Genomic DNA, 21,970 nt, shown 5'->3' on the forward strand with positions numbered 1-21,970 from the left:
ATGGGAATTCACCAGCTAGCCGCAGCGACGCAGATCCTGCGCGAAGCCATCACCGGGGCCCTGCCGCGCCAAGCGGCCGGCGTGCTCCTGGAGCTGATGGCGTCCTGCCTCGCGCTGCTGGCCAAGCTTTCTGAAGCCCTGCGCGAGAGCGATGACCCGCGGGTGGCGGCCGCCCATGCCCGGCTGGTTGAACTGCTCTACCGCTACACCCTGCGCGAGCAGCTGCGCAGCGCCATCCACCTCGAATCAACCGGCGCCCACCTGCTGGAAGACGATGAGCTGGCGGCCGTCGCGGATTCAACAGTCAATTTGGCCCGGCCAGCCCGCCAGCATTCGGGACGCGCCCACTACCAGAACACCGGCGACTTCCTGGCCGGGTGGCTGGGAATCAACGCCCACGAAGGGCAGCATCGGGTCAGCGACGCCCACCTGCTCATCGCCCGCCGGCTGATGGATGGCAGCACCGCCGCACCGCGCTTCGCCCAGCTGGCCAAGCTCTACGCCGAGGCTCCTGCATTGGATCCGCGGATGGTGGCCCGCGCGGCCCGTGCCCTGGACAAGTTCGAGCCGGCAGACACCAGCTTCCAGGGCCAGCCGCTGCAACCCACCGCCTACAATGCCCAGGGCCAGCTGCTCGAAGAACAAGCCGCCGAGCTGCTGCAGGAACCCGATCGCGCCACCCGCGAAACCAAGCTGTCGGCCCTGCTGAGCGCTGAACGCAAGGCCCGCACGCAGACACGGACTCCGCAACCGGGCATCTATCCGCGGGGCACCGTCGGGGACTGCGACAAGTACGAGCTGCTGATCGGCGGAACCCAGCGCGAGGAATTCCGCTCCGCCCTGGCCCAGGCGGATAATCCGCGCACCACCGCAGGCAAGGCCGCCCGCGCGGCCGGAGCCGCCCCAGACGCGGCGCCACGCCAACAGGCTAACACCGCGGACGAGCCAGCCAGCGACGACTTGTTCAGCAGCAGCGAACCTCCGCCACCGTGGGCCCAAGCAGAACAAGAAGAACACGAAGAACACGAAGAGCACTGCGAGTCTGAGGACCAGGAGGACGCAGAGTCCAGGTCCTCCGAGTGGCAGCCAGGCACCCAAGATGCTCAAGGCACTGATGGCACTAAAGGCTCTAAGGATTCCGCCTTGCTTGGCGATGGGGACGTGCCCGTGCCTCAGCGTCGGCTCAATGCACTATTGGCCGCACTGAAGCAGCGTTCGACAGGGTCGCCAGCCAAGGGCATCACGCCAAGGATCGGCATCCACATCCAATTGAACGACCTGCAGGATCTGGGTGATCCAGGCAAGCTGGGAGCCACCACAGATCATGGGTTGAAACTCGATTCCGTGGATACCGCCCAGCTGATCTGCCAGGGCGAGATCTACCGGGTGGTGTTCGGGCCCGATGGCCAGCCGCTGGATGTGGGGCGCAAGGAACGCTTCTTCACGGAAGCGATGAAACGGGCGATCTTCGCCCGAGACCGTGGATGCATTGTCCCGGGATGCAGCGCACCACCGGAAATGATCGAATACCACCACGACAATTGGTGGGAGCGAGGCGGGTGCACCTCGACGCGCAACGGCAGCTGCCTGTGCCGGCGGCACCACCATGCCGTCCATGCCGGGTTGCTCTCCGTGGCTACGGTCGGGGGACTGGCGCACATCCTGCTGCCCAAGCACCTGGATCCGCTGCAAATGCCGCGAAGAAACAGTGTCCCGGTAGCTGCCTGAGCACGCCGAATGCCCAGCTGCGCCGCCACGGCGGCTGGTGCACGAGGTTACGGCCGCGATAGCGCGACCTTCAGCCCGAAACCGATCAGTACCGTCCCGGTGATCCGATCCATCCAGGACACCGCCTTGGCTGAGCTCAGCCAGCGTCCAGCGATCCGTACTCCGAATACCAGAATGGCGGCCCACATCAGGGTGAGGGCAACATGCACGGCGGACAGGCCGACGCCCATGAGCAGGGCATTGCTGCCGGCAGGGGTGAATTGCGGGATGGCCGCGATATAGAAAACGCCGATCTTCGGGTTCAGCACGTTGGTGACCAGGCCGGTCAGGTAGGTTCGAATGCCGCTTTGCGGCACCGGGATTTCGGTGCTCGGCAGCTGCTTCTTGCGCAGGCTCCCGTAGATCATCTGCCCGCCCAGGAATACCAGGTAGGCAGCGCCGGCGTAAGTGAGGATCTGGTACGCCAGCGCCGACGCGGCCAGAATTGCCGATGCTCCGGCGGCCGCGGCCACGCCCCAGACGAAGACACCGGTGCAAATCCCCAGCCCGGCCAGCAGGGCCTCGCCGCGCCCACGGGTGATCGCCGAACGAAGGATCAACGCAGTATCGACACCCGGAATCAGGGTCATCAAGGCGGCAACGGCGCTGAAGGCCAGCAAAGCGGAAGTGACGGTCATAGAATAAATACTAAGAGCTCCAAATCAGTGTGGCCTCCGGGGTGAGCAAGCTCATGATCATTGCCCGACGCGTTGCGCCAGATGGAGTTGGCCAGCCAGCCTGCTCTCTGGCATAATTGCAGGGTACTCGATTCGCAGTGGCCCCTCTCTCCGCTACGAATCCTGTCCTTTTAGAGTCCAACCAGTAAGGCCTGCCCCACAGGTGCCAAAAATTGGATTCGACCATGTTGAGAAACAGGAGACCACAAAAGTGGCCGTAAAGATTCGTCTGAAGCGCTTCGGCAAGATGCGCGCACCTTTCTACCGCGTTGTCGTCATGGACTCGCGCGCCAAGCGCGATGGCCGTGCCATCGAGGAGATCGGCAAGTACCACCCAACCGAGAACCCATCGGTTATCGAGATCGATTCGGATCGTGCACAGTACTGGCTGTCCGTTGGCGCACAGCCAACCGAGCAGGTACACGCACTGCTGAAGGTCACCGGTGACTGGCAGAAGTTCAAGGGCATCGATGGCCAGGAAGGCACCTACAAGGTTGCCGAGCCTAAGCCAGCATTCGTTGCTCCTGAAAAGGGTTCCGTGATCCTCCCAGAGGCAATCACCAAGAAGGCTGAGAAGCCAGCTGCTGAAGAGGCAGAGGCCGAAGCTACCGAGGCTGAGTAACAGTGCTCGTTGACGCGCTAGACCATCTGGTACGCGGGGTTGTCGAGGAACCGGAAGACGTCAAGGTTGCCTTGAAGTCAACCCGCCGCGGCGACCTGCTCGAAGTTCGTGTGAATCCTGAGGATCTCGGTCGTGTGATCGGACGCCAGGGACGCACCGCGCGAGCACTGCGCACCGTGATGGCAGCGTTGGCCAAGGAGCCGGTACGTGTCGATGTAATCGACACCGACCGTCGCCGAGGCTGAACAACTTAGAAGTCTGACTTGTAAGTTGGCTTCGAAACGAAAGGAGTTTCCGTCCTGAGAAGTGACGGGAACTCCTTTTCGTGTTTACCCTAGAATTTCCAAACCAGTCTCCCGGCGCACGCCACGGAACTTAGTGCAGAAAGAGCAGCAGACTATGCGATTGCAGGTTGCCCGCATCGGCAAGCCCCACGGCATCCGTGGTGAAGTCACCGTCCAGGTCATGACCGACAACCCGGAAGAGCGCTTCACCGCTGGCGAAGAATTCATCGTCGTCGACGGCCCGGTCAAAACCCTGACCATCAAGAACGCCCGCTGGAACAAGACCATCCTGCTGCTCGCCTTCAAGGAAATTGCCGACCGCAACCAGGCGGAAACCCTGCGTGGCGCACGCCTGGAAATCGAGGTCTCGGACGAGCCGGAAGACGACTCGGACGAATGGTACGAGCACGAATTGCTGGATCTGAAGGTCATGCTCGATGGCGAGCAGGTCGGCGTCATCACCGCACTGCGCACCAATCCAGCCCAGGATCTGCTGGTCTTCGAAGACGCTGACGGCGAGGAGATCTACCTGCCGTTCGTCGACGAGTTCGTTCCGGAGATCGATCCGGAAGCCGGCATCGTGGTCATCACCCCGCCGGCAGGACTGCTGACCTTGAACAGCGATGAAGAACGCAGCGAAGAAGAGGGAACAAGGTAAGCCATGCGTCTGGACGTCATCTCGATTTTCCCTGAGTACCTGCAGCCGCTCTCGCTGTCGCTGATCGGACGCGCCGCGCAAGACGGCATCCTGGATCTGAATGTCACCAACCTGCGCGACTTCACCACCGACAAGCACCGAAAGGTCGACGATACCCCCTACGGTGGTGGAGCCGGCATGGTGATGATGCCCGAGCCGTGGGGTCAGGCACTTGACTCGGTGCGCCCAGCCGACGCTGCCGGTCCCAAGCCGACGTTGATCGTCCCGTCGCCTGCAGGCACTGTCTTCAACCAGCAAATGGCCTACGACCTTGCCGAAGAAGAGCACCTGGTCTTCGCCTGCGGCCGCTATGAGGGCATCGACGAGCGCGTCATCGAGTATGCGCACGAGAACTTCAACGTCATCCCGGTATCCATCGGTGATTACGTGCTCAACGGGGGAGAGGTCGCTGTGATGGTGATGGTCGAAGCCATCGCCCGGCTGATCCCCGGGGTGATCGGCAACCCTGAATCCCTGGTGGAAGAATCCCATTCGGATGTCCTGCTGGAATACCCGGTCTACACCAAGCCGGCATCCTGGCGAGGCCGCGATGTCCCGGAGGTGCTGCTCGGCGGCAACCACCAGCGTGTGGGACGGTTCCGCCGAGATGAGCAGATCAAGCGCACCGCTGCGCGCCGCCCCGATCTGATCATGCAGCTGGATCCCGAGAGCCTGAACCGGAAAGACCGCGATGCCCTGTGGCACAACGGATTTGCGCTCGTTGACGGTGCCATTACCCCCAAGGCCGAACTGGACTGGGCCGCCGGCGCCGGAACCGAGAACGGCTAAGAGGGGAAAATCACTCGAAGCCATTTCGGGCAGACTCGCGTCGGCTTCGCTGATACGGCATAATTGTTTCTTGGTGTGTTTTTGTTCGACTCCTGCCGCAGGGGGAAGTTCGAGCCATAGAAGACCGCCGCATCGATTGCTAGGGGCAATCGATGGTACAACGTTCCGGGGATTTCACTGGTTTCAACCGGTGTCGGGCCCCGCTACGAGGATTCGGTGACCTGCGGCATTGATCCTAGGAGATGCACCATGCATATTCTTGACTCTGTTGACGCAGCCTCGCTGCGCTCCGACGTTCCAGCCTTCGGTCCAGGCGACACCTTGAAGGTGCACGTCAACATCATCGAAGGCAAGAACTCCCGTGTTCAGGTCTTCCAGGGCTACGTCCTTGGCCGCCAGGGCCGCGGCATTGGCGAGACCTTCACCGTTCGCAAGGTTTCCTTCGGCACCGGTGTTGAGCGTACCTTCCCAGTTCACTCCCCAATCATCGACAAGATTGAGGTCGTGACCAAGGGCGACGTGCGTCGTGCAAAGCTGTACTACATGCGCGATCGCCACGGCAAGGCTGCTCGCATCCGCGAGAAGCGCGACTTCGGCGCAAAGAAGTAATCTGCGTTCCTCCATGAACCGGATTGCACGCACCGAGCGGGCAACAATGAAGCGCCAGGCCTTTTCATGGGTCTGGCGCTTCGCTGTACTCGCGGTTATTTTCGGCCTGCTGGCCACCATTCTTCTTCGCGCCACGGTGGTCGATGTCTTCCGTATCGATTCCAACTCGATGGAGCCCACGCTCAACCCTGGCCAAAGCATCTCCGTGGACCGCCGCGCCTACCTGGATTCCGAACCGCAGCGCGGAGACATCATCGTTTTCGATGGCCGCGGCTCGTTCCTGCCCTACGCCAAGGCCAGTTTCGCTGATGATCTGCTCTCGGCATTCAGCCTCGCCGGCAGCAATAACAAGTACGTCAAGCGCGTCATCGGCGTTGGGGGAGACACCGTGGAATGCTGCGGTGCTGATGGGCTGCTTCTCGTTAACGGAGAGCCTGTAGATGAGCAGTACATCTACCCCGGGGATGCTCCAAGTGAACAGGAATTTTCCGTAGAAGTGCCGGAAGGCCGTTTGTGGGTCATGGGCGATCACCGGTCCACTTCTAAGGATTCGCGCTCGTTGCTGGGTGCCAGCGGCGGCGGGATGATCAGTGTTGAACGGGTTACTGGTAAGGCTGCAGAGGTAATTTGGCCTCTCGATCAGCGCTCAGATATCAGGTGACACGCCGTAACAACTAGTAAATTCGCTTGCGCCAGATGGGTAGAACTACCCATCTGGCGCATTTTTTCTATGAACATGTAATTAATTTGGTTTGAATTTCAGGGCCTAAGAGTTCCTGTGTAATCGGTGTGCAAATTGTGCGGTAACTTTCAGGATCTACCAAGTTGACTAGGGGCTAGAAAGAGTATTCCAATCTTAAATCAATGCTACCGGGGCGTAATTTTTCACCTAATCCGTTTCGGTCGAGGGCATTTGACTAGGTGAAACGTAACTCGGAGTTTGTATTTCTGTTGGATTCGATGCTTGAAATACTGTGCGGGAACCAAGTATTGTTTCATTTTGGTAACAACACCTGTGCTTACGCGTGCGCCCTTAGGTAAGGGGAAACGCAAGCACTCGCACCATAAATCTGGGAGAAGCGTTAATGCCACATCCGAAAAAGAAGACTGCGCAACGCGGCATCGTTGCAGCAGCCGCGACCGCTTTGGTGGTCGGTTCGAGCTTCATGCCTGCAGCGGCAGCGCCGACGGTTTCCGAATCGCCGACTGCTTCCACTCCGGCTAGCGAGAAGCCATCGCCGAGCGCAAGCGCTGTCGATACCGAAGGTCTCGACAAGGCTATCGAGCGCGACCTCGACAAGTCGGTTGAAGAGTACGTCAAGGACGGGGAAACCAGCGACGCTGTTTCCAAGGTTCGCGACGAACTGAATGAAAACGGCGTGGAAGCCACTGCCTCGGTGAAGGACGGCAAGGCCGAGATCACCGTGGGCAAGGACGACGCAGACAAGGCGAAGAAGATCATCGCCGAAACCGCTACTCCAGCACCTACCACGTTGGAAATTAAGGTCCTCGATGCTGAGGTGAAGACGCCTGGACAGGTCTACAAGGAACTGGCCAAGACCGTCGCACCGAAGGAAATGAAGCGCATTACCGCGATTCTGAACACCGCGGAAGGCCTGAAGATCTACGCTGAAGGCTTCGAGAAGAAGGAAGCCAAGGCCCTTGAGTCCGAGGCTGCCGATCTCTCGGCCGAGGATCTGACCATCGAGGAATTCGTCAGCAAGGCCAAGTTTGTCAAGGGTGAGGACAGCTCCGGCGTCGCCGAGACCTCCGCACTGGAAGACGTCTACGGTGCAATGGGCTACGCCATGAACCAGTCGGGCCAGACTTCCGACGGATTTTCAATATGCTCGCTGGGCTTCAATGCCTGGAACCCGGCCGGCGAGGATGCGGTCATCTCCGCAGGCCACTGCACCGAGGATGGCAGCGCCAAAATCCTCGGTCTCTTGGAGCACTCGGCTCCCAATAAGTACGAAGGTCTTAGTGCAGATCTGGGCACCTTCGGCTTCAACCAGTTCGGCGGCCCGGGCAACTCCGGTTTCACCGCAGAAGAACTGACCTCGATGACTGATGAGGAGTTCGCGAACTTGGAGCCGGGCACCGACATTTCGGTGATCGACAACATCAACCCCGAGCTGAACCTGCATGCTGCGGTCTCGCAGTGGCCAGAAGGCCAGGACGAACGCGACAAGGTACTGAACGTTACCGGCGTGTCCAAGGCCGTCATCGGTTCCGAGGCCTGCTCGGCTGGCCGCACCACCGGCTGGAGCTGCTCGGAAGTTTACGGCGAAGGCGTGTTCTTCGTCTACGGCAAGAACGGCAACTTGCGTTCTGTCTGGGGCTACGCAGCAGAGAACCCAGGCCAGACCGTGCTGGACCAGGGCGATTCCGGTGGACCAGTACTCGTTGGCAGCAGGGCCGTGGGTATCAACTCGGCCAACGCGCCGGGCGAGGACAAGCTCGAGAACACCGCAGACGACGTCGCGATGTACACCTCGCTGGACGATGTCTTCAAGAAGGGCTACATCGACGGCTACCAGGTGAAGTTCTTCGTGAACGCCCCTGCACTGTCCGTGGAGAACGGCACCGAGGTCGAAGCCGGCGATACCATCACCGGCACCGTCAAGAACGCCGCCAGCGGCACCAAGGTCAACATCATCGTTGACGGCAAGGTTGTCGATACCGTGACTGTGGATGCCGAAGGCAACTTCAGCTTCACCGCACCGGAGAAGCTGGGCGAGTACTCGTTCACCTTGCAGGCCAAGAACGGATTCAACACCTCTGAGCGGGTCAACGCCAACGTCGTGATCGTTGCTGCGCCGACCCCAACTCCGACGCCGACTCCGACCCCAACCCCAACGCCGACTCCGACCGAGACTCCGACTGACGAGCCAACTGAGACTCCGACTGACGAGCCAACCGAAGAGCCTTCGGAGTCGCCATCGACCTCGCCTTCCGAGAGCAGCTCGCCATCGCCGTCCGAGGATGAATCCGACGAGCCATCGACCTCGCCTTCCGCTTCGGAAGATGAGGAGCAGTCGGAAGCTCCTAAGGATGACGAGCCAAGCAAGTCTGCAACTCCAAAGGAAACTCCTAAGAAGGAAGATCCATTGGCAGATACCGGATCGAGCAGCGTTCCGTTGATCGCCGCTGGTGGTGCAATGGCTCTGGCCGGTGCAGCATTCCTGCTGTTCCGCCGCAGCGCACGCCGTCACGGCTAAGGATTTCTTGACCCACAAGGATAGATCCTGCTGAAAGTGCCCCGCTACTTTGGAACAAGTAGCGGGGCATTTTTACTTGGCACACATGTAGCTCCTTGGTTGCTCTACGGAATTAGCACTAGCCTGATAGCTAAGATCGTTGCGGCAACGTGAATACCACCGAGGTGTAAATTATGAATTCGAACGCTAGAACTTCACGCACGCCAATCATGCTGGCATCTACCGCCGCCATGGCTGCACTTTTGCTTACCGGCTGCGGCCAGGGAACCGATCCAGGCACGCAGCCTTCCGCCAGCACTACGGCATCGGAATCCTCGCAGCAAACAGACAATTCAAGTGAGAATGCCGTGGACCAAGACGCACTGCTCCAAACCAATGACCAGCTTTCCGAAGCATTGGGCGACGACTACGTCCAAGGCTGGATCAAGGACGGGAAGCTGAACGTTTCAACGACCAGCGAAGACCAGCTTGCCACCATTGAACAAGCGGGGGCCGTCGGGCACCTGGTCCAGTTCAGCAGCGAGGAACTCCGCTCGGCAATCTCCGAAATCATGAAGTGGCAAAGCAAGCAGGAAAACTCTGTGCGCAACGCCATCCATGCCTACATGCTGAATCCTGAGACTGGAGGCATCACCTTGTCGGTGGACAAGAGCCAGCTCGAAGCTGTCGAGAAGCTGATCGACGATGAGAAGCCCATCGGCGAAATCCCTGTGGACTACAAAGAGAGCGGCGGCATCATGACGCCAGCAGCCACCCAGTAGCCCAGACTCCGCTTTCACGGTCGCGCCAACGGCCAGTCTCTTCGCCGGGACTGGCCGTTGGCGCGTTCCGGAGCAACTGGCCGTAGCCGTGCAATGATACGTTGCGCCTGATACGGCACGTAAGATGGGGATAACACGCGACAATGGAAGGCACTAATCGAATCGTGAGTGCAGCATCAGCAGAGACTCCTCGAAGCCGGGGACCACTTTATAAACTATGGCGCTTCGTTCGCGAGATTGTCATCATTATCGCGATCGCGCTGTTGCTCTCATTCGTGATCAAGACCTTCTTCTTCCGTGCCTACTACATTCCATCCGGCTCCATGGAGCATACTCTCGAGGTCGACGACAGGATTTTCGCCAACCTCATGGTTCCCGGTCCTTTCGACCTGGAACGCGGAGATGTCGTCGTATTCCGAGATGACCAGGAGTGGCTGCCGCCGCTGACCGAGTACCCCACCGCATTCCAGAACGTGCTTTCCTTTGTCGGCGTGCTTCCCGCGGCCGACGAGCAGTACCTGGTCAAGCGCATCATCGGCATGCCCGGTGACACCGTGGAATGCTGCACCGCAGAAGGTGCCATCACCATCAATGGCGAGCCCATCGACGAGCCGTACATCTACGACGGAGACAGCCCGTCGGACATGGAATTCAAGGTGACCGTCCCGGAAGGAAAGCTCTGGGTGATGGGCGATCACCGTGCAGCCAGCGCGGATTCCCGCTTCCACGCCGACCGCCAAGGCGGCTTCGTCGACATCGAATCCGTCCAGGGCCGAGCTTCGGTGATCTCGTGGCCTACTTCGCGCTGGGGCACCATCGACTCCCATGAAGAAGTCTTCTCCGATGTCCCGCACCCAGTGGCTGAGTAGCGTACCTGCACATGGCTGATTCCAAGAGCAAGGCAACCACACTCGAACACGAGCGCGCCCTGGCCGCCAGACATGGCGTCCGCTACATCGCCGCAGTCGATGAGGTGGGACGCGGCGCGCTGGCTGGTCCGATTACCGTCGGAATGACAGTGATCGATATCCAGCAAGTCACCGAATTCCCTGAACTGCGCGATTCCAAGCTCCTGAGCCCGGACACCCGGATGGCACTGGTTGACCCAGTGCGCCAATGGGCCGTCGGCTATGGCGTGGGGCATGCCTCGGCAGCTGAAATCGACGCGCTCGGTGTCACTGGAGCCCTGCGCCTGGCCGGATCACGGGCCATGGCGCAGTGCGCCGTCCAGCCTGAAGCGGCGCTTCTGGATGGCAGCTACGACTGGCTGACCGCGCCCGAACCGGACCTGTTCGATATCCTGGCCGATGACCGCGAGCCCGTTGGCCTGCATATCCCTGTGGCTACCATCGTGAAGGGGGACATGACCTGCCAGGCTATCGCCGGTGCATCTATACTGGCCAAGGTCGAACGCGACGGCATCATGGTAGGCCTGGCCACGGAGCATCCGTACTTCGGTTGGGAGATCAACAAGGGCTATGCCACCGCAGCGCATCGTGCCGCGATTGTCGTACAGGGTCCCTGCGACTACCACCGAAAGAGCTGGAACTTGACTTCGGGCGCTGATCAGGCCCAAGGTGAAGCCACGACAAAGAAAGCAAAGTGATGGCTGCCGACGACCTGGAAAACTACGAGTCCGACATGGAACTGCAGCTGTACCGCGAGTATAAGACCGTGGTGGGGCTGTTCAATTACGTGGTCGAGACCGAACGCCGCTTCTACCTGGCCAACCAGGTGGACGTGAAGACCCTGTCCAATGCCGGGGAAGTGTACTTCGAGCTGAACCTCACCGACGCGTGGGTTTGGGACATCTACCGCCAGGGCCGCTTCGTGAAGTCCGTCAAGGTGCTGACGTTCAAGGATGTCAACGTCGAAGAACTCAACCCCGACGAATTCCAGATTCCGAAGGACGGACTGGGCAACTAGCTCAAGCTGCATAGGTATCCGAGAGCCGGCTCTGTTTCCAGAACAGGGCTGGCTTTCTCGTTGGCAACGAGATATCCACATTCCGCGGCCCGTGCTACTGCCGTGGCTTATGAATCTCCGACGATGTTTCCATAACGGATCATAGACATCGAGGAGCAAGCATGCAGACCGAGAAACAACGGCTAGGTGCCGACGGGGAACGAGCCGCCGCCGCATTTCTCGCAGGACAGCACTACGAAATCCTCGATCGCAATTGGCGATGCCCGGCAGGGGAGCTGGACCTGGTAGCGCGGGCTGGAAATGGCCAGATCGTGGCTGTCGAGGTTAAAACGCGGTCGTCGCAACGCTTCGGTTCCGGCTTCGACGCGATCACCCCGGCCAAGTTTCGCCGGCTCAACAAGCTGCTTCTCTTCTGGGCCCGATCCCATCGCCTGTTTCTGCCCGAACTTCGCGTGGATGTCGTCGAGGTCTACGCGACGGCGACCGGATTCGACTGCAACCTGCATGAAAATGTGCACTCATGAGTACCGCTCGAACCAGTGCCGTGGCCCTGCACGGGGTCAGCGCTTCCTTGGTGGAAGTCGAAGCCGACCTAGGCAACGGCATCCCGGGATTCGTCCTGCTGGGTTTGCCCGACGCATCCTTGAGCGAGGCCCGCGAACGGATCAAGGCAGCGGCACGGAATTCAGGAATCCCGCTAGCCAACCGAAAGCTGACGGTCAATTTATCCCCGGCCACGCTGCCGAAATACGGGTCAGCTTTTGACCTTGCCATCGTCATTGCCGCCTTGGCCGCTGATCAGAAACTGTTCGCTTCAGCAAGCACCCTGTACATGGCAGAACTCGGCCTGGATGGCACCTTGAGGCCGGTACCTGGGGTGCTGCCAGCCGTGCAACTGGCTCGCGCCCATGGACTTGACCAGGTGATCGTGGCCGAAGAGAACGGAGCGGAAGCCCGGCTGGTGGGTGGCGTAGAGGTCATTGCGCTGCGCCACCTCGGGCAGGTCATGGCGTTCTGTGGAGCGGCAAAGGATCAAATTACTACCTACCTGCGCCACCGGCCACCGCAATCAGCTAACCAAACTGGTGGGCACGTCGTCGGAGCCGCTGCCGACGAGGTGGATCTGGGCCTGGTCAACGGGCAACAGGAAGCACGGCTCGCACTGGAATTGGCAGCGGCCGGGGGACACCACCTGATCATGGTAGGGCCGGCCGGCGCCGGAAAAACCATGCTGGCCAAATGCCTGCCGACAATCATGCCGCCCTTGGATGATCTCCAGGCTCTCGAAGCCACAGCGGTGCATTCCATTACCCGGGGAGGTGCCGGTGAACTGGACCAGTTGCAACGCACGCCGCCATTTGTCGCACCGCACCACACCGCATCCCGATCAGCGCTGATTGGCGGTGGAACAGCACAACTGATTCCCGGCGCCATTACGCGCGCCCACCACGGCATCCTGTTCCTCGATGAGGCAGCGCAATTCCATACAGGCGTACTCGATGCGCTGCGCCAACCGATCGAAGAAGGGTATATCAACCTTGCGCGGATCCGAGGGCATCAGCGTCTGCCGGCCCGTTTCCAACTCATCATGGCCTCCAACCCGTGTCCCTGCGGAAAGAATTTCGGAACCGGTACCGGATGCACCTGCACTCCCATGGCTCGCCGGCGCTACTTCGCCCGGCTCTCGGGACCGATTCTCGACCGTGTCGATCTGCAAGTCAGGGTCAATCCGGTTCCGCAAGCCCAGCTGCTGAACTCGGCACCGAACGAATCCAGTGCTCAGGTTCGTGAACGAGTCGTGGCCACCCGAGCACGCAGCCTGGCTCGGCTGGGAAAGTTCTCAATTGCCTGCAACGCGCAGATTCCAACGCAAATCCTCAAGAATGAGCTGGACTACCCGGCCAGGACGCGGGCGGCGCTTGAGCAGCTTGCCACGCGGCGCGGGCTCTCTGCCCGGGCAATCCACCGCCTCTTGAGGGTCGCGTGGACTGTGGCAGATCAGCAGGAACACGCAGCACCGACCGCGGACGATTTGGCCATCGCCGGTCATCTCCGCCAGAACTTGGAAAGCAGCTAGGTAAGGTCATGACTTGCAGTAATACGAACACTGCCGGGGGATCGGTGACCCCAAGCTCCCAGGAGCGTCGGGTCTATGCTCACTTGAACCAGCTCATAGAGCCCAACGACTACGTGGCCTCGGCCTTGCTGGAACTCATGAGCACACAGGAGTTGCTGCGCTTGATCCAGCGAGAGGATTTCTATCCGTCTGCGCTCAAGCTTCCAGTGGACGGAATCCTGGGATTCCACCCTTCCGGGGATTCCGCGCAACACCTGAAAGTGGCGCTGACCCGCTGGCGGAAACGCCTGCCGCTGAGCAACCCGGTGGGCGCCCTGGATGCCGCCGCTCGGGTTGGCGGAGGACTGCTGATCCCCACCGATGCCGCCTGGCCACGTCAGCTAGCCGACCTGAATCTCGGTCGTCCGCTGTGCCTATGGTGGCGATCGGCAAACCCCCAGCTGCTTGAAGGCCAAGAGCTGGCCAGCAACGTTTCCATCGTCGGCTCACGCGACGCCAGCGACTACGGTGATCAAGTCACCTTTGATCTTGGCAGGACACTGGCATTGAGTGGGTATACCGTCGTCTCGGGCGGCGCCTACGGCATTGATGCCAGCGCGCACCGTGCAGCGCTGAGCGTGGAGGATTGGCAGTACCCGGGTCCGCCAACGATCACCGTTATGGCTGGTGGCATCGATCGGCTTTACCCTTCGGGCAACAGCAATCTCCTGAACCAGATTATTGCCCGCGGCGTGCTGATATCCGAGGTGCCGCCCGGGACCACATCCGCTCGCTTCCGCTTCCTGAACCGCAACCGGCTGATCGCCGCATTGAGCAGGCTAGTCATCATCAGCGAAGCGCGCCACCGTTCCGGTGCGCTGAACACCGCCAGCCATGCGGTCGAGCTCGGACGCGATGTTGCAGCTGTTCCAGGCAGTGTTTTCGCTCCCAACTCGGCAGGATGCCATCGCTTGATTGCGGAGGGCAGTGCGGCGTTGCTTGCCAGTCCGCAAGACGCACTGGGCCTGCTGGGCCAGCATCGCCAAACAGGGTCGCCCAGTTCCAAAGCCCAGCCGCGCCTTACTGACAACCTGAGCAAAGATGAAGGCATGGTGTACGACACGATGTCCTTCGCCAAAGGGATGCTGGTCGATGAAATCTCGGCGCGCAGTGGCGTGCCACTGATCAAGACGCTCCGGGCCATCAACCGGTTGGAGTCGCTGGACATGGCCGCTACCGATGGCTTGACCTGGAAGCTGGTGCGCCAGAACTAGCCGGAGAAGCAGCTGGGGGTATTCTCAATAGTGATGAAGCCAGAACCAACGACGCACACCAGCACTGCGCTGTCGGCAAAGTTCGCCGAGCCGGTTGCGGATTACCTGGAGTACCTGCAACGCGAACGCGGCCGAAGCGCTAATACTCTGCGAGCCTACGACGTGGACTTGCGCAACCTTGGCCAGTTCCTGCAGCACCAGTCCCAGGATCCGAGCCTCAAGCAGATTACGGTCGAGATGCTCCGCGACTGGTTGGCCCAGCTTCACGAAGCGCAGGTTTCCCGAACTACGTTGGCCCGGCGGATCTCTGCGGTGAAGAATTTCTTCGCATGGGCGCTGAAGCACCAATTGATCGACACCGACCCCGCCCTGCGGCTGGCCGCGCCCAAGAAGGAGCGGCGGCTTCCGCACGTTTTGCAGCCAAGCCAGATCGATCGCCTGCTCTCCGAAAAAACTGAGGTGACTGCCGGCACAGGCGATAGCGAAAGCGCAGCGGAATCAGGCCCGGATGCCAGGAGCCAGGCGGTAGCGGCACGCGACAAGGTCATCGCGGAGCTGCTATACGCGTCCGGATTGCGCATCAGCGAGCTCGTGGCCCTGGACGTGGACGACATCGACTTCGAACGACGTACCCTGAAGGTTCTTGGCAAGGGAAATAAGGAACGGGTTGTTCCTTTCGGCAAGCCTGCAGAGCGCGTGATCATCGCGTGGATCCGCTCGCATCGCAAGGTCTTGGCCCGGCAGGAGGCCAAGGGGGCATTGCTTGTCGGCGTGCGCGGTGCGCGCTTGAACGTGCGCCAAGCGCGAGAAGTCATTTCCAAGGCGCTGGAATCGCTGGGGGATACCGCTGCTAGCGGTCCGCACGCGTTACGCCACACCGTGGCCACCCATCTGCTTGATGGCGGGGCTGATTTGCGTGCTGTCCAGGAGTTCCTCGGACACGCTTCACTGGCAACGACCCAGCTCTATACGCATGTTTCGGTCGATCGGCTGAGGCAAAGCTATCGCCAAGCCCATCCGCGAGCCTGACTATTTGGCATGAATCCGCGAAAATGGCCTTTCTGGGTGGCGAAAGCCCTCATCATCAGGCAAAATGGAAGTATCGGCGGCGATGGTACCGGAACGATGTTGACGTAGGGGAAGACGATCAACACCGCAACGGAGGATGGCATGTCTGCACCGATGACCAGAGGCGTGATTTATATTCATTCCGCCCCTGCAGCGCTATGCCCACATCTGGAATGGGCAATCGGGTCCGTGCTCGGCACTCCAGTAAAGATGGAGTGGACCGAACAGCACGTCGCACCCGGATTTTGCCGCGCCGAAATTGATTGGGTTGGTACCCAAGGTACCGGCGCCTTGCTGACCAGCGAAATGCACGGCTGGCAGCACCTTCGATTCGAAATCACCGAAGACCCGAGCCCTGGGGCTGACGGAAGCCGCTGGTCCGTAACCCCTGACCTCGGTATCTTCCACGCCACTGTCGATTGCGCTGGCAATGTCATGGTCAGTGAAGAACGCATCCGCTGGGCCTATGAAAAAGGCGACGGCAACCCATCGGTGTTCTACCAGGAAATGTCCATCGCCCTTGGCGAGCCCTGGGATGAAGAACTTGAACCCTTCCGTCACGCGGGCGAAGATGCGCCTGTACGATGGCTCAACCAGGTGGTATAACGACTGGTTAATTAGTCTCTGGGTGACTTTTCGTAGCTCACCCAGAAATGACCCCGTTGGCGCGGGGTTGTTACCAACAAAGAAGTGGGATCCCATGCCGGGGATCCCACTTCTTGCCTTTAGAACTGCGATTGTGGCGTCGCGTCGCTTGCCAGTGCTATGCTCGGTGGCGATGAAGACCAGCCAGGCCGTTGCAGGCCACTCCCGGAACGGCTATCTGGTCGTTCCCTGATTCGCGGACCTCCCGTGCCAGATGCATTCAACCAATGAACAGCACATCTGATACACGAAAGGGAGAGAATGACCGCACAGTTCAACCACACCATCATCGCTTCACTGGACCCGCAGCGCATGGCGAAGTTCTACCTGGAACTGCTCGAAGCACGCGAGGAACCGGGCTGGGGACCATTTGCCAACATCAGCCTGGCCCATGGCGTCCTGCTGCAGTTCGCCGCACCACCGATCGACTTCCCGCCGCAGCATTACGCCTACCTGCTTGATGACGAGCATTTCGATCGTGCGTACGCCACGGTCTGCAAGCGGGAAATCGAGCACTGGGCAGACCCGCAACGGCAGTTGGCAGGGCGGATCAATCGGGACCATGGTGGCAGGGGCGTCTATCTGCTTGACCCTTCCGGGCACTACCTGGAATTAATTACCCGGCCCTATCTGCCAGTGGCTGGCTAGGATCCTCTAGCGCTGGACCTTGAATATGTTCTTCTGGATCCCGTTGGAGTACACCTGGGAATCGACGAGCTTCAGCTTCTGCGCATCCAGGCTTGTGTCGCTGAACAGGCGCTTGCCGGCACCGAGCAAGACCGGGAAGACCAGCAGGTTGTATTGGTCGATGAGCTGATGCTCCTGCAGGGAGTGGACCATCGTCGCGGAACCGTGGATGCTGATTGGTCCGCCGTCGCCGGCTCGAAGCCGCGCCACATCGGCTACCGAACGCAAGATGGTGGTCTCGCCCCAGTTCGTGGCCAGGTCCTTCTCCCGCAAGGTCGTGGACAGCACGAACTTGGGCATCGCGTTGTACTGCGGAAATTCGTCGGTCATTGACGGCCATACCGCAGAGAACGACTCGTAACTGTGCCGGCCCAAGAGCATCGCGCTGGCCTCGGCCTGCTCGGTGCCCTTCAGCTCATAGGCGGCCGGGTCGAAGTCGACCGAATCCACCGTCCAGCCTGAATTGCGGTAGCCCGGTTCACCGCCCGGCGCCTCGACGACGCCATCCAGGGATACGAAAGAAGTGGCAATCAGGGTGCGCACGGGAAAGGATCCTTTGCTCTAGGCCAAGTACCGTCAGGTGCCTCCGATTCGAGGCGGTACTTGAGCCTAACCAACATGTCAGGACCGAAGCAATGGCTGCCCGCCAATTCCTCCCAGGTTAAAAGCCGCTGGGTTGGCTGAAGGATTTCCTCCAGCCAACCCAGTGGTTTGCGTTCGTGTTGCTGCCGAAGCGATTAGACGCTGCGGATGGCTACGACAGCGTTGTGGCCGCCGAAGCCGAACGAGTTGTTCAGAGCAACGATGGTGCCTTCGGCTGGCAGCTGCGCTGGCTCGCCGGTGACGACCTTCAAGGGGATCTCCGGATCCTGATTGTCCAGGTTGATGGTCACCGGGGCCTTGCGGTTGTAGACGGCCAGTGCGCACAGCACGGACTCCACAGCGCCCGAGGCACCCAGAAGGTGGCCCATCTGCGACTTGGTCGCCGAAACCCAGACGTTGTCGAGCTGATCGCCCAGGGCGCTCTTCAGCGCAGTGTATTCCGGCTTGTCGCCGACCGGAGTGGAGGTTGCGTGGGCGTTGACGTGAACGACGTCCTCTGGCTGGATGCGGCCGTCGAACATGGCGGCCTTCAGCGCACGGGTCGCGCCCAGGCCATCCGGATCCGGAGCGGTGATGTGGTGCGCATCGGAGGTCACCGAGGAACCTGCCAGTTCGGCATAGATGCGGGCGCCGCGGGCGATGGCATGCTCTTCGGCCTCCAGCACCAGTGCACCGGCGCCTTCGCCCATGACGAAGCCATCGCGGTCGACATCATAGGGGCGCGAAGCCTTGGCTGGATCGTCGTTGCGGCGGGAGAGCGCGTGCATGGACGAGAAGGCGGCCAGCGGCATCGGATGGATCGCGGCTTCCGCGCCACCGACCATGACCACATCGGCCTTGCCCGATCGGATCAGATCCAGGCCTACGTGCATCGCCTCGGTACCCGAAGCGCACGCCGACACCGGGGTGTGCGCGCCACCGGCAGCACCGAGATCCAGCGAGACGGCAGCGGCAGGGCCATTGGGCATCAGCATTGGCACGGTCATCGGCAGCACGCGGCGCGGGCCCTTTTCACGCAGGGTGTCCCAGGCGTTGAGCAGGGTCCAGACACCGCCGATGCCCGTAGCGAAGGCTACGGCCAGCTTGTTCTGGTCCATCTCTTCCTTGACCAGGCCGGAATCGGCCCAGGCTTCGCGGGCCGCGACTACAGCGAACTGGGTCGATGGATCCATGCGCTTGGTCTCCGGGCGGGTCAGCACCTCGGTCGGCTGCACAGCAGCGCGGGCGGCGAAGGTGACCGGCAGGTCGTATTCCTTGACCCAGTCGTCTTCCAGGGGTGCGGCACCGGAGACGCCCTTCAGGGCGTTTTCCCATAGGGTGGGGACATCGCCGCCGATTGGGGTGGTGGCTCCGAGACCGGTGATCACTACTTTGCGCGCCATCATCAAACTCTCTACTGTGCGAATAAGAACTGTGCTTGGAAATTCAGGGGGCCGGCTTGACGTACCGGCCCGCGTGCGCGGCTTGCCCGCGCAACGGTGTGGCGATGAACGCCAGGAAGCTTAGGCCTGTGCCGCAGCGATGAAGTTGACGGCGTCGCCGACGGTCTTCAGGTTCTTGACCTCTTCGTCAGGGATCTTGACCTCGAACTTTTCCTCGGCCTCAACGACGATGGTCATCATCGAGATCGAGTCGATGTCCAGGTCCTCGGTGAAGGACTTGTCCAGCTGCACGTCTGCTTCGTCCAGGCCGGTCTCGGAGTTGACGATTTCGGCGAGGCCCGCCAGGATTTCTTCGTTGCTAGCCATGGATGGCTCCTTTTCTTCTTAGCCGGAGGACTCCGGTCATTTTTGTGGCTGGGTCCGGATCCTGTTTCCAGGAGCCGGTTCCAGCCGGCTTAATGAAACTTTGCTGGTGCATCAGCGATGCGTGGCAGGTTTCGTCGGTTTAAAGCTTAGGCCAGAGATGGGCTCGGGGCAGGCAACATGACGTTCCCGGCGAGCACAATCTTCGAATGGAGCACCAGCCTAGTTGGCGGTGTGCTCGGCGATAAACGCCTTGGCTGCTTCCAGATCCGCGGGGCTCTTCACTGCCAGGGCCTTCACGCCCTTCAGGCCGCGGCGGGCCAAGCCCACCAGGGTTCCGGCCGGTGCCAGTTCCAGCACGCCGGTCACGCCAGCCTCGACCAGGGTCTGCATGCACAGGTCCCAGCGGACCGGGCGGGAGACCTGGGCGACCAGCGAATCGAGATTTGCCTGGCCATCGGCTACGGCCTGGCCATCGAAGTTCGAGAGCAGCGATGCCGAAGGGTTCTTCGGGGTGATGGTATCGGCCAGTTCCTGCAGGGTGCCGACTGCTGGCTGCATGTGCGCGGTGTGGAATGCGCCGGCAACCTTCAGCGGGATCACGCGCGCCTTGGCTGGCGGGTTCTCGCCCAGGGCAGCGAGCTGCTCCAGGGTGCCTGCGGCCACGGTCTGGCCGCCGCCGTTGGCATTGGCAGGGGTCAGTCCCAGCTCGTCGAGCTTGGCCAGGACTTCCTCGGGATCTCCGCCGAGCACGGCGGCCATGCCGGTCGGGGTGGCGGCTGCGGCCTCGGCCATGGCGTTGGCGCGCACCTTCACGAAATTCATGGCGTCAGCCTCGTCGAGCGCGCCGGCCAATGCCGAAGCGGTGATCTCGCCAACGGAGTGACCGGCAACGATGGCACCGGCAGGAAGCGATTCGCCGAAGAGCGCACGCGCGGTGACCAGGCCAGCGGCGACGATCAGCGGCTGGGCGACGGCAGTGTCCTTGATGGTCTCTTCATCGGAGGTGGTGCCGTGGGCGGTGAGGTCGCGCTCGGTGATCGAGCTGAGCGCCTGCAGATGCTCGGCAACGCCATCGACGTCGAGCCATTCGGTAAGGAAACCTGGGGTCTGGGAGCCCTGTCCGGGGCAAACGATTGCTAACACTCTTACAGCTTTCCAAATGTTGGGAGCTTTTGGCGCTTCTTTTGAGTACCAAGCTCGAGGTGACTGTTTGTAGGATCTCCACAAAAGCCTAGCGTATCCAGAAGCTGAATTCCGCGGTAATGCGCGATCAACACGGAAATATCCGTCATGGCTGCCCGGCGTTCTTTGGCTGAAGCCTACAAGTTCGATTCGTGGAGCCGGCCGAAAAGCAATGCGGTTTGCAGCACGAAGGCATCGCGGGGAACCAGCGGATCCCAGCCGGTGACTTCGCTGACCCGCTTGAGCCGGTAGCGCACCGTGTTCGCATGGACGAACAGCTCGCGGGCGGTGCCTTCCAGCGAGTGGCCGAGGGCCAAGTAGCTGGAGAGCGTTTCGGCCAGGCCGTTCGATGCCTGCTGCAGCGGCAGATAGACCTGCTCCACCAGTGCCGTGCGGGCCAGCTCGTCGCCGTTGCAGGCGCGTTCTGGCCACAGGTCATCGGCACTGACTGGATTCGGTGCCTGCGGCCAAGCCCTGGCGGCACTGAATCCGGCCACGGCCGCGGCCGCGGCGTGGTGCATTTCCTTGACCGTCGGGGCCAGAGGGGAGTAGACCAGCGGGCCGGGACCGAAGAACCGGGTCAGCCGGCTCAGGTCGGCTTCCTCGAATTTGGTGTCCGAGAGCATCAGCACCGAGCGGTCGCCAAGCACGCCCACCAGGGAGTCGCGCGAGTAGCGGATGGCCATGCGGCGCAGCGCCGAGACGAAGGTTGCCGGGTTGGACGAAGGGGTGGTCCCGACCAGGATGCGGATGTTCTTCTGCGACTTCCAGCCGATGGCGGCAATGCGCGAGGAGAGCGAGTCGTGGGCTTCGCCGTGCAGCACCGCGTCGACCACATGCGCCTCCAGGCGCGAGTCCCATGCCCCGCGGGTTTCCGCGGCGCGGGCGTAGACATCGGCGGCGGCAAAGGCGACCTCGCGAGAATAGCGCAGCACGGCTTCGCGGAGGGCTGCCTGCTCGTGTTCGGCGGCGATGTCCGGCACCTGGGATTCGACCACTTCCACAATGGTGCGCAGCAGGCCCAGGGCCTTCTGCAGGGAGATGGACCTGGTCAGCTCCGTGGGGGCGGCGCCAAAGACATCGGTAACCACCCAGGAAGGGGTGGAGGAAGGGTCTTCGTACCAGGTCACGAACGTGGAGATGCCCTTCTGGGCGATGAGTCCCAGGGCGGCGCGCTCGTTGGGTGCCAGCGAGCGGTACCAGGGCAGCTGCTGGTCCAGGTATTTCAGTGCTGCGGTGGACAGCACGCCGATATGGCTCTTGAGTCGCTTGAGCGTTTCACTGCTGGGTGCCTGGGATCGGCTGGGACGGTTCTTCGGAGCTGCGGCGGCATCCATGTCAGGACTCATGGTTT

The 21,970-nt window shown here is 61.2% G+C and carries 24 protein-coding genes; 18 read left to right on the forward strand and 6 right to left on the reverse strand.

Features of this window, described 5'->3' with window-relative positions:
* A complete protein-coding gene (locus F0M17_RS07600) occupies positions 1-1,728 on the forward strand; it encodes an HNH endonuclease signature motif containing protein (RefSeq protein WP_149596836.1) in 1,728 nt (575 codons plus the stop codon).
* A gap of 47 nt (positions 1,729-1,775) precedes the next feature.
* Here the strand turns inward: F0M17_RS07600 and F0M17_RS07605 are convergent, their stop codons facing one another.
* Positions 1,776-2,405 (reverse strand): LysE family translocator, encoded by a 630-nt coding sequence (locus F0M17_RS07605; RefSeq protein WP_149596837.1) that lies wholly within the window; start codon positions 2,403-2,405, stop codon positions 1,776-1,778.
* A gap of 250 nt (positions 2,406-2,655) precedes the next feature.
* Here F0M17_RS07605 and rpsP point away from each other — a divergent pair, with 250 nt between their 5' ends.
* The 17 genes from rpsP (at position 2,656) to F0M17_RS07690 (ending at position 17,044) form a co-directional block, all read left to right on the forward strand.
* Positions 2,656-3,066, forward strand: coding sequence for a 30S ribosomal protein S16 (rpsP, locus tag F0M17_RS07610; protein ID WP_038991489.1), 411 nt, complete (start codon positions 2,656-2,658; stop codon positions 3,064-3,066).
* A 2-nt stretch (positions 3,067-3,068) separates the two neighbouring features.
* Positions 3,069-3,311, forward strand: coding sequence for an RNA-binding protein (locus tag F0M17_RS07615; RefSeq protein ID WP_038991490.1), 243 nt, complete (start codon positions 3,069-3,071; stop codon positions 3,309-3,311).
* A 154-nt stretch (positions 3,312-3,465) separates the two neighbouring features.
* A complete protein-coding gene (gene rimM / locus F0M17_RS07620; protein ID WP_149596838.1) occupies positions 3,466-4,008 on the forward strand; it encodes a ribosome maturation factor RimM in 543 nt (180 codons plus the stop codon).
* Positions 4,009-4,011: 3 nt separating this feature from the next.
* On the forward strand, positions 4,012-4,836 hold the full coding sequence (gene trmD, locus F0M17_RS07625) for a tRNA (guanosine(37)-N1)-methyltransferase TrmD (RefSeq protein WP_149596839.1): 825 nt from the start codon (positions 4,012-4,014) through the stop codon (positions 4,834-4,836).
* 249 nt (positions 4,837-5,085) lie between these two features.
* Positions 5,086-5,445: a 50S ribosomal protein L19 gene (gene rplS / locus F0M17_RS07630; RefSeq protein WP_038991493.1), complete on the forward strand. Its 360-nt coding sequence runs from the start codon at positions 5,086-5,088 to the stop codon at positions 5,443-5,445.
* A gap of 13 nt (positions 5,446-5,458) precedes the next feature.
* Positions 5,459-6,106, forward strand: a complete 648-nt coding sequence (gene lepB / locus F0M17_RS07635; protein ID WP_149596840.1) for a signal peptidase I — start codon at positions 5,459-5,461, stop codon at positions 6,104-6,106.
* A gap of 424 nt (positions 6,107-6,530) precedes the next feature.
* Complete coding sequence (locus tag F0M17_RS07640; protein ID WP_149596841.1) at positions 6,531-8,666, forward strand: trypsin-like serine protease; 2,136 nt, start codon at positions 6,531-6,533, stop codon at positions 8,664-8,666.
* Between the two features lie 347 nt (positions 8,667-9,013).
* Complete coding sequence (locus F0M17_RS07645; RefSeq protein WP_210416707.1) at positions 9,014-9,427, forward strand: hypothetical protein; 414 nt, start codon at positions 9,014-9,016, stop codon at positions 9,425-9,427.
* A gap of 164 nt (positions 9,428-9,591) precedes the next feature.
* Entirely contained in the window at positions 9,592-10,296 is a 705-nt protein-coding gene (lepB, locus tag F0M17_RS07650) for a signal peptidase I (RefSeq protein WP_245858301.1), read from the forward strand.
* An 11-nt stretch (positions 10,297-10,307) separates the two neighbouring features.
* Entirely contained in the window at positions 10,308-11,033 is a 726-nt protein-coding gene (locus F0M17_RS07655; RefSeq protein WP_149596843.1) for a ribonuclease HII, read from the forward strand.
* Positions 11,033-11,353, forward strand: coding sequence for a DUF2469 domain-containing protein (locus tag F0M17_RS07660; RefSeq protein ID WP_038991500.1), 321 nt, complete (start codon positions 11,033-11,035; stop codon positions 11,351-11,353). The genes F0M17_RS07655 and F0M17_RS07660 overlap by 1 nt, the downstream gene beginning before the upstream one ends.
* Positions 11,354-11,514: 161 nt before the next feature.
* Complete coding sequence (locus F0M17_RS07665; RefSeq protein WP_073706324.1) at positions 11,515-11,877, forward strand: YraN family protein; 363 nt, start codon at positions 11,515-11,517, stop codon at positions 11,875-11,877.
* A complete protein-coding gene (locus tag F0M17_RS07670; RefSeq protein ID WP_149596844.1) occupies positions 11,874-13,430 on the forward strand; it encodes a YifB family Mg chelatase-like AAA ATPase in 1,557 nt (518 codons plus the stop codon). Before F0M17_RS07665 ends, F0M17_RS07670 begins: the two co-directional genes overlap by 4 nt.
* 8 nt (positions 13,431-13,438) lie before the next feature.
* Positions 13,439-14,683 carry a DNA-processing protein DprA gene (gene dprA, locus F0M17_RS07675; protein WP_149596845.1) on the forward strand — a complete coding sequence of 415 codons (1,245 nt, stop codon included), beginning with the start codon at positions 13,439-13,441 and terminating at the stop codon, positions 14,681-14,683.
* A 33-nt stretch (positions 14,684-14,716) separates the two neighbouring features.
* On the forward strand, positions 14,717-15,712 hold the full coding sequence (locus tag F0M17_RS07680) for a tyrosine recombinase XerC (protein ID WP_168201983.1): 996 nt from the start codon (positions 14,717-14,719) through the stop codon (positions 15,710-15,712).
* Positions 15,713-15,853: 141 nt separating this feature from the next.
* A complete protein-coding gene (locus tag F0M17_RS07685) occupies positions 15,854-16,357 on the forward strand; it encodes a DUF3145 domain-containing protein (RefSeq protein WP_149596847.1) in 504 nt (167 codons plus the stop codon).
* 300 nt (positions 16,358-16,657) lie between these two features.
* Positions 16,658-17,044, forward strand: coding sequence for a VOC family protein (locus tag F0M17_RS07690; RefSeq protein WP_149596848.1), 387 nt, complete (start codon positions 16,658-16,660; stop codon positions 17,042-17,044).
* A 6-nt stretch (positions 17,045-17,050) separates the two neighbouring features.
* Here F0M17_RS07690 and F0M17_RS07695 read toward each other — a convergent pair whose 3' ends face one another.
* The 5 genes from F0M17_RS07695 to F0M17_RS07715 all read right to left on the reverse strand — a co-directional run bounded on the left by F0M17_RS07695 (position 17,051) and on the right by F0M17_RS07715 (position 21,965).
* The gene (locus tag F0M17_RS07695; protein ID WP_149596849.1) at positions 17,051-17,626 is read right to left on the reverse strand and encodes a dihydrofolate reductase family protein; all 576 of its coding nucleotides are present in this window, start codon (positions 17,624-17,626) and stop codon (positions 17,051-17,053) included.
* A gap of 194 nt (positions 17,627-17,820) precedes the next feature.
* On the reverse strand, positions 17,821-19,068 hold the full coding sequence (fabF, locus tag F0M17_RS07700; RefSeq protein WP_066138960.1) for a beta-ketoacyl-ACP synthase II: 1,248 nt from the start codon (positions 19,066-19,068) through the stop codon (positions 17,821-17,823).
* 120 nt (positions 19,069-19,188) lie between these two features.
* Entirely contained in the window at positions 19,189-19,434 is a 246-nt protein-coding gene (locus F0M17_RS07705; RefSeq protein WP_038991515.1) for an acyl carrier protein, read from the reverse strand.
* 219 nt (positions 19,435-19,653) lie between these two features.
* On the reverse strand, positions 19,654-20,577 hold the full coding sequence (locus F0M17_RS07710; protein WP_149596850.1) for an ACP S-malonyltransferase: 924 nt from the start codon (positions 20,575-20,577) through the stop codon (positions 19,654-19,656).
* Between the two features lie 176 nt (positions 20,578-20,753).
* Positions 20,754-21,965 (reverse strand): CdaR family transcriptional regulator, encoded by a 1,212-nt coding sequence (locus F0M17_RS07715; RefSeq protein WP_038991520.1) that lies wholly within the window; start codon positions 21,963-21,965, stop codon positions 20,754-20,756.
* Between the last annotated feature and the right edge of the window lie 5 nt (positions 21,966-21,970).

It is taken from the genome of Glutamicibacter sp. ZJUTW (assembly GCF_008370855.1).
Taxonomy (GTDB): Bacteria; Actinomycetota; Actinomycetes; order Actinomycetales; family Micrococcaceae; genus Glutamicibacter; species Glutamicibacter nicotianae.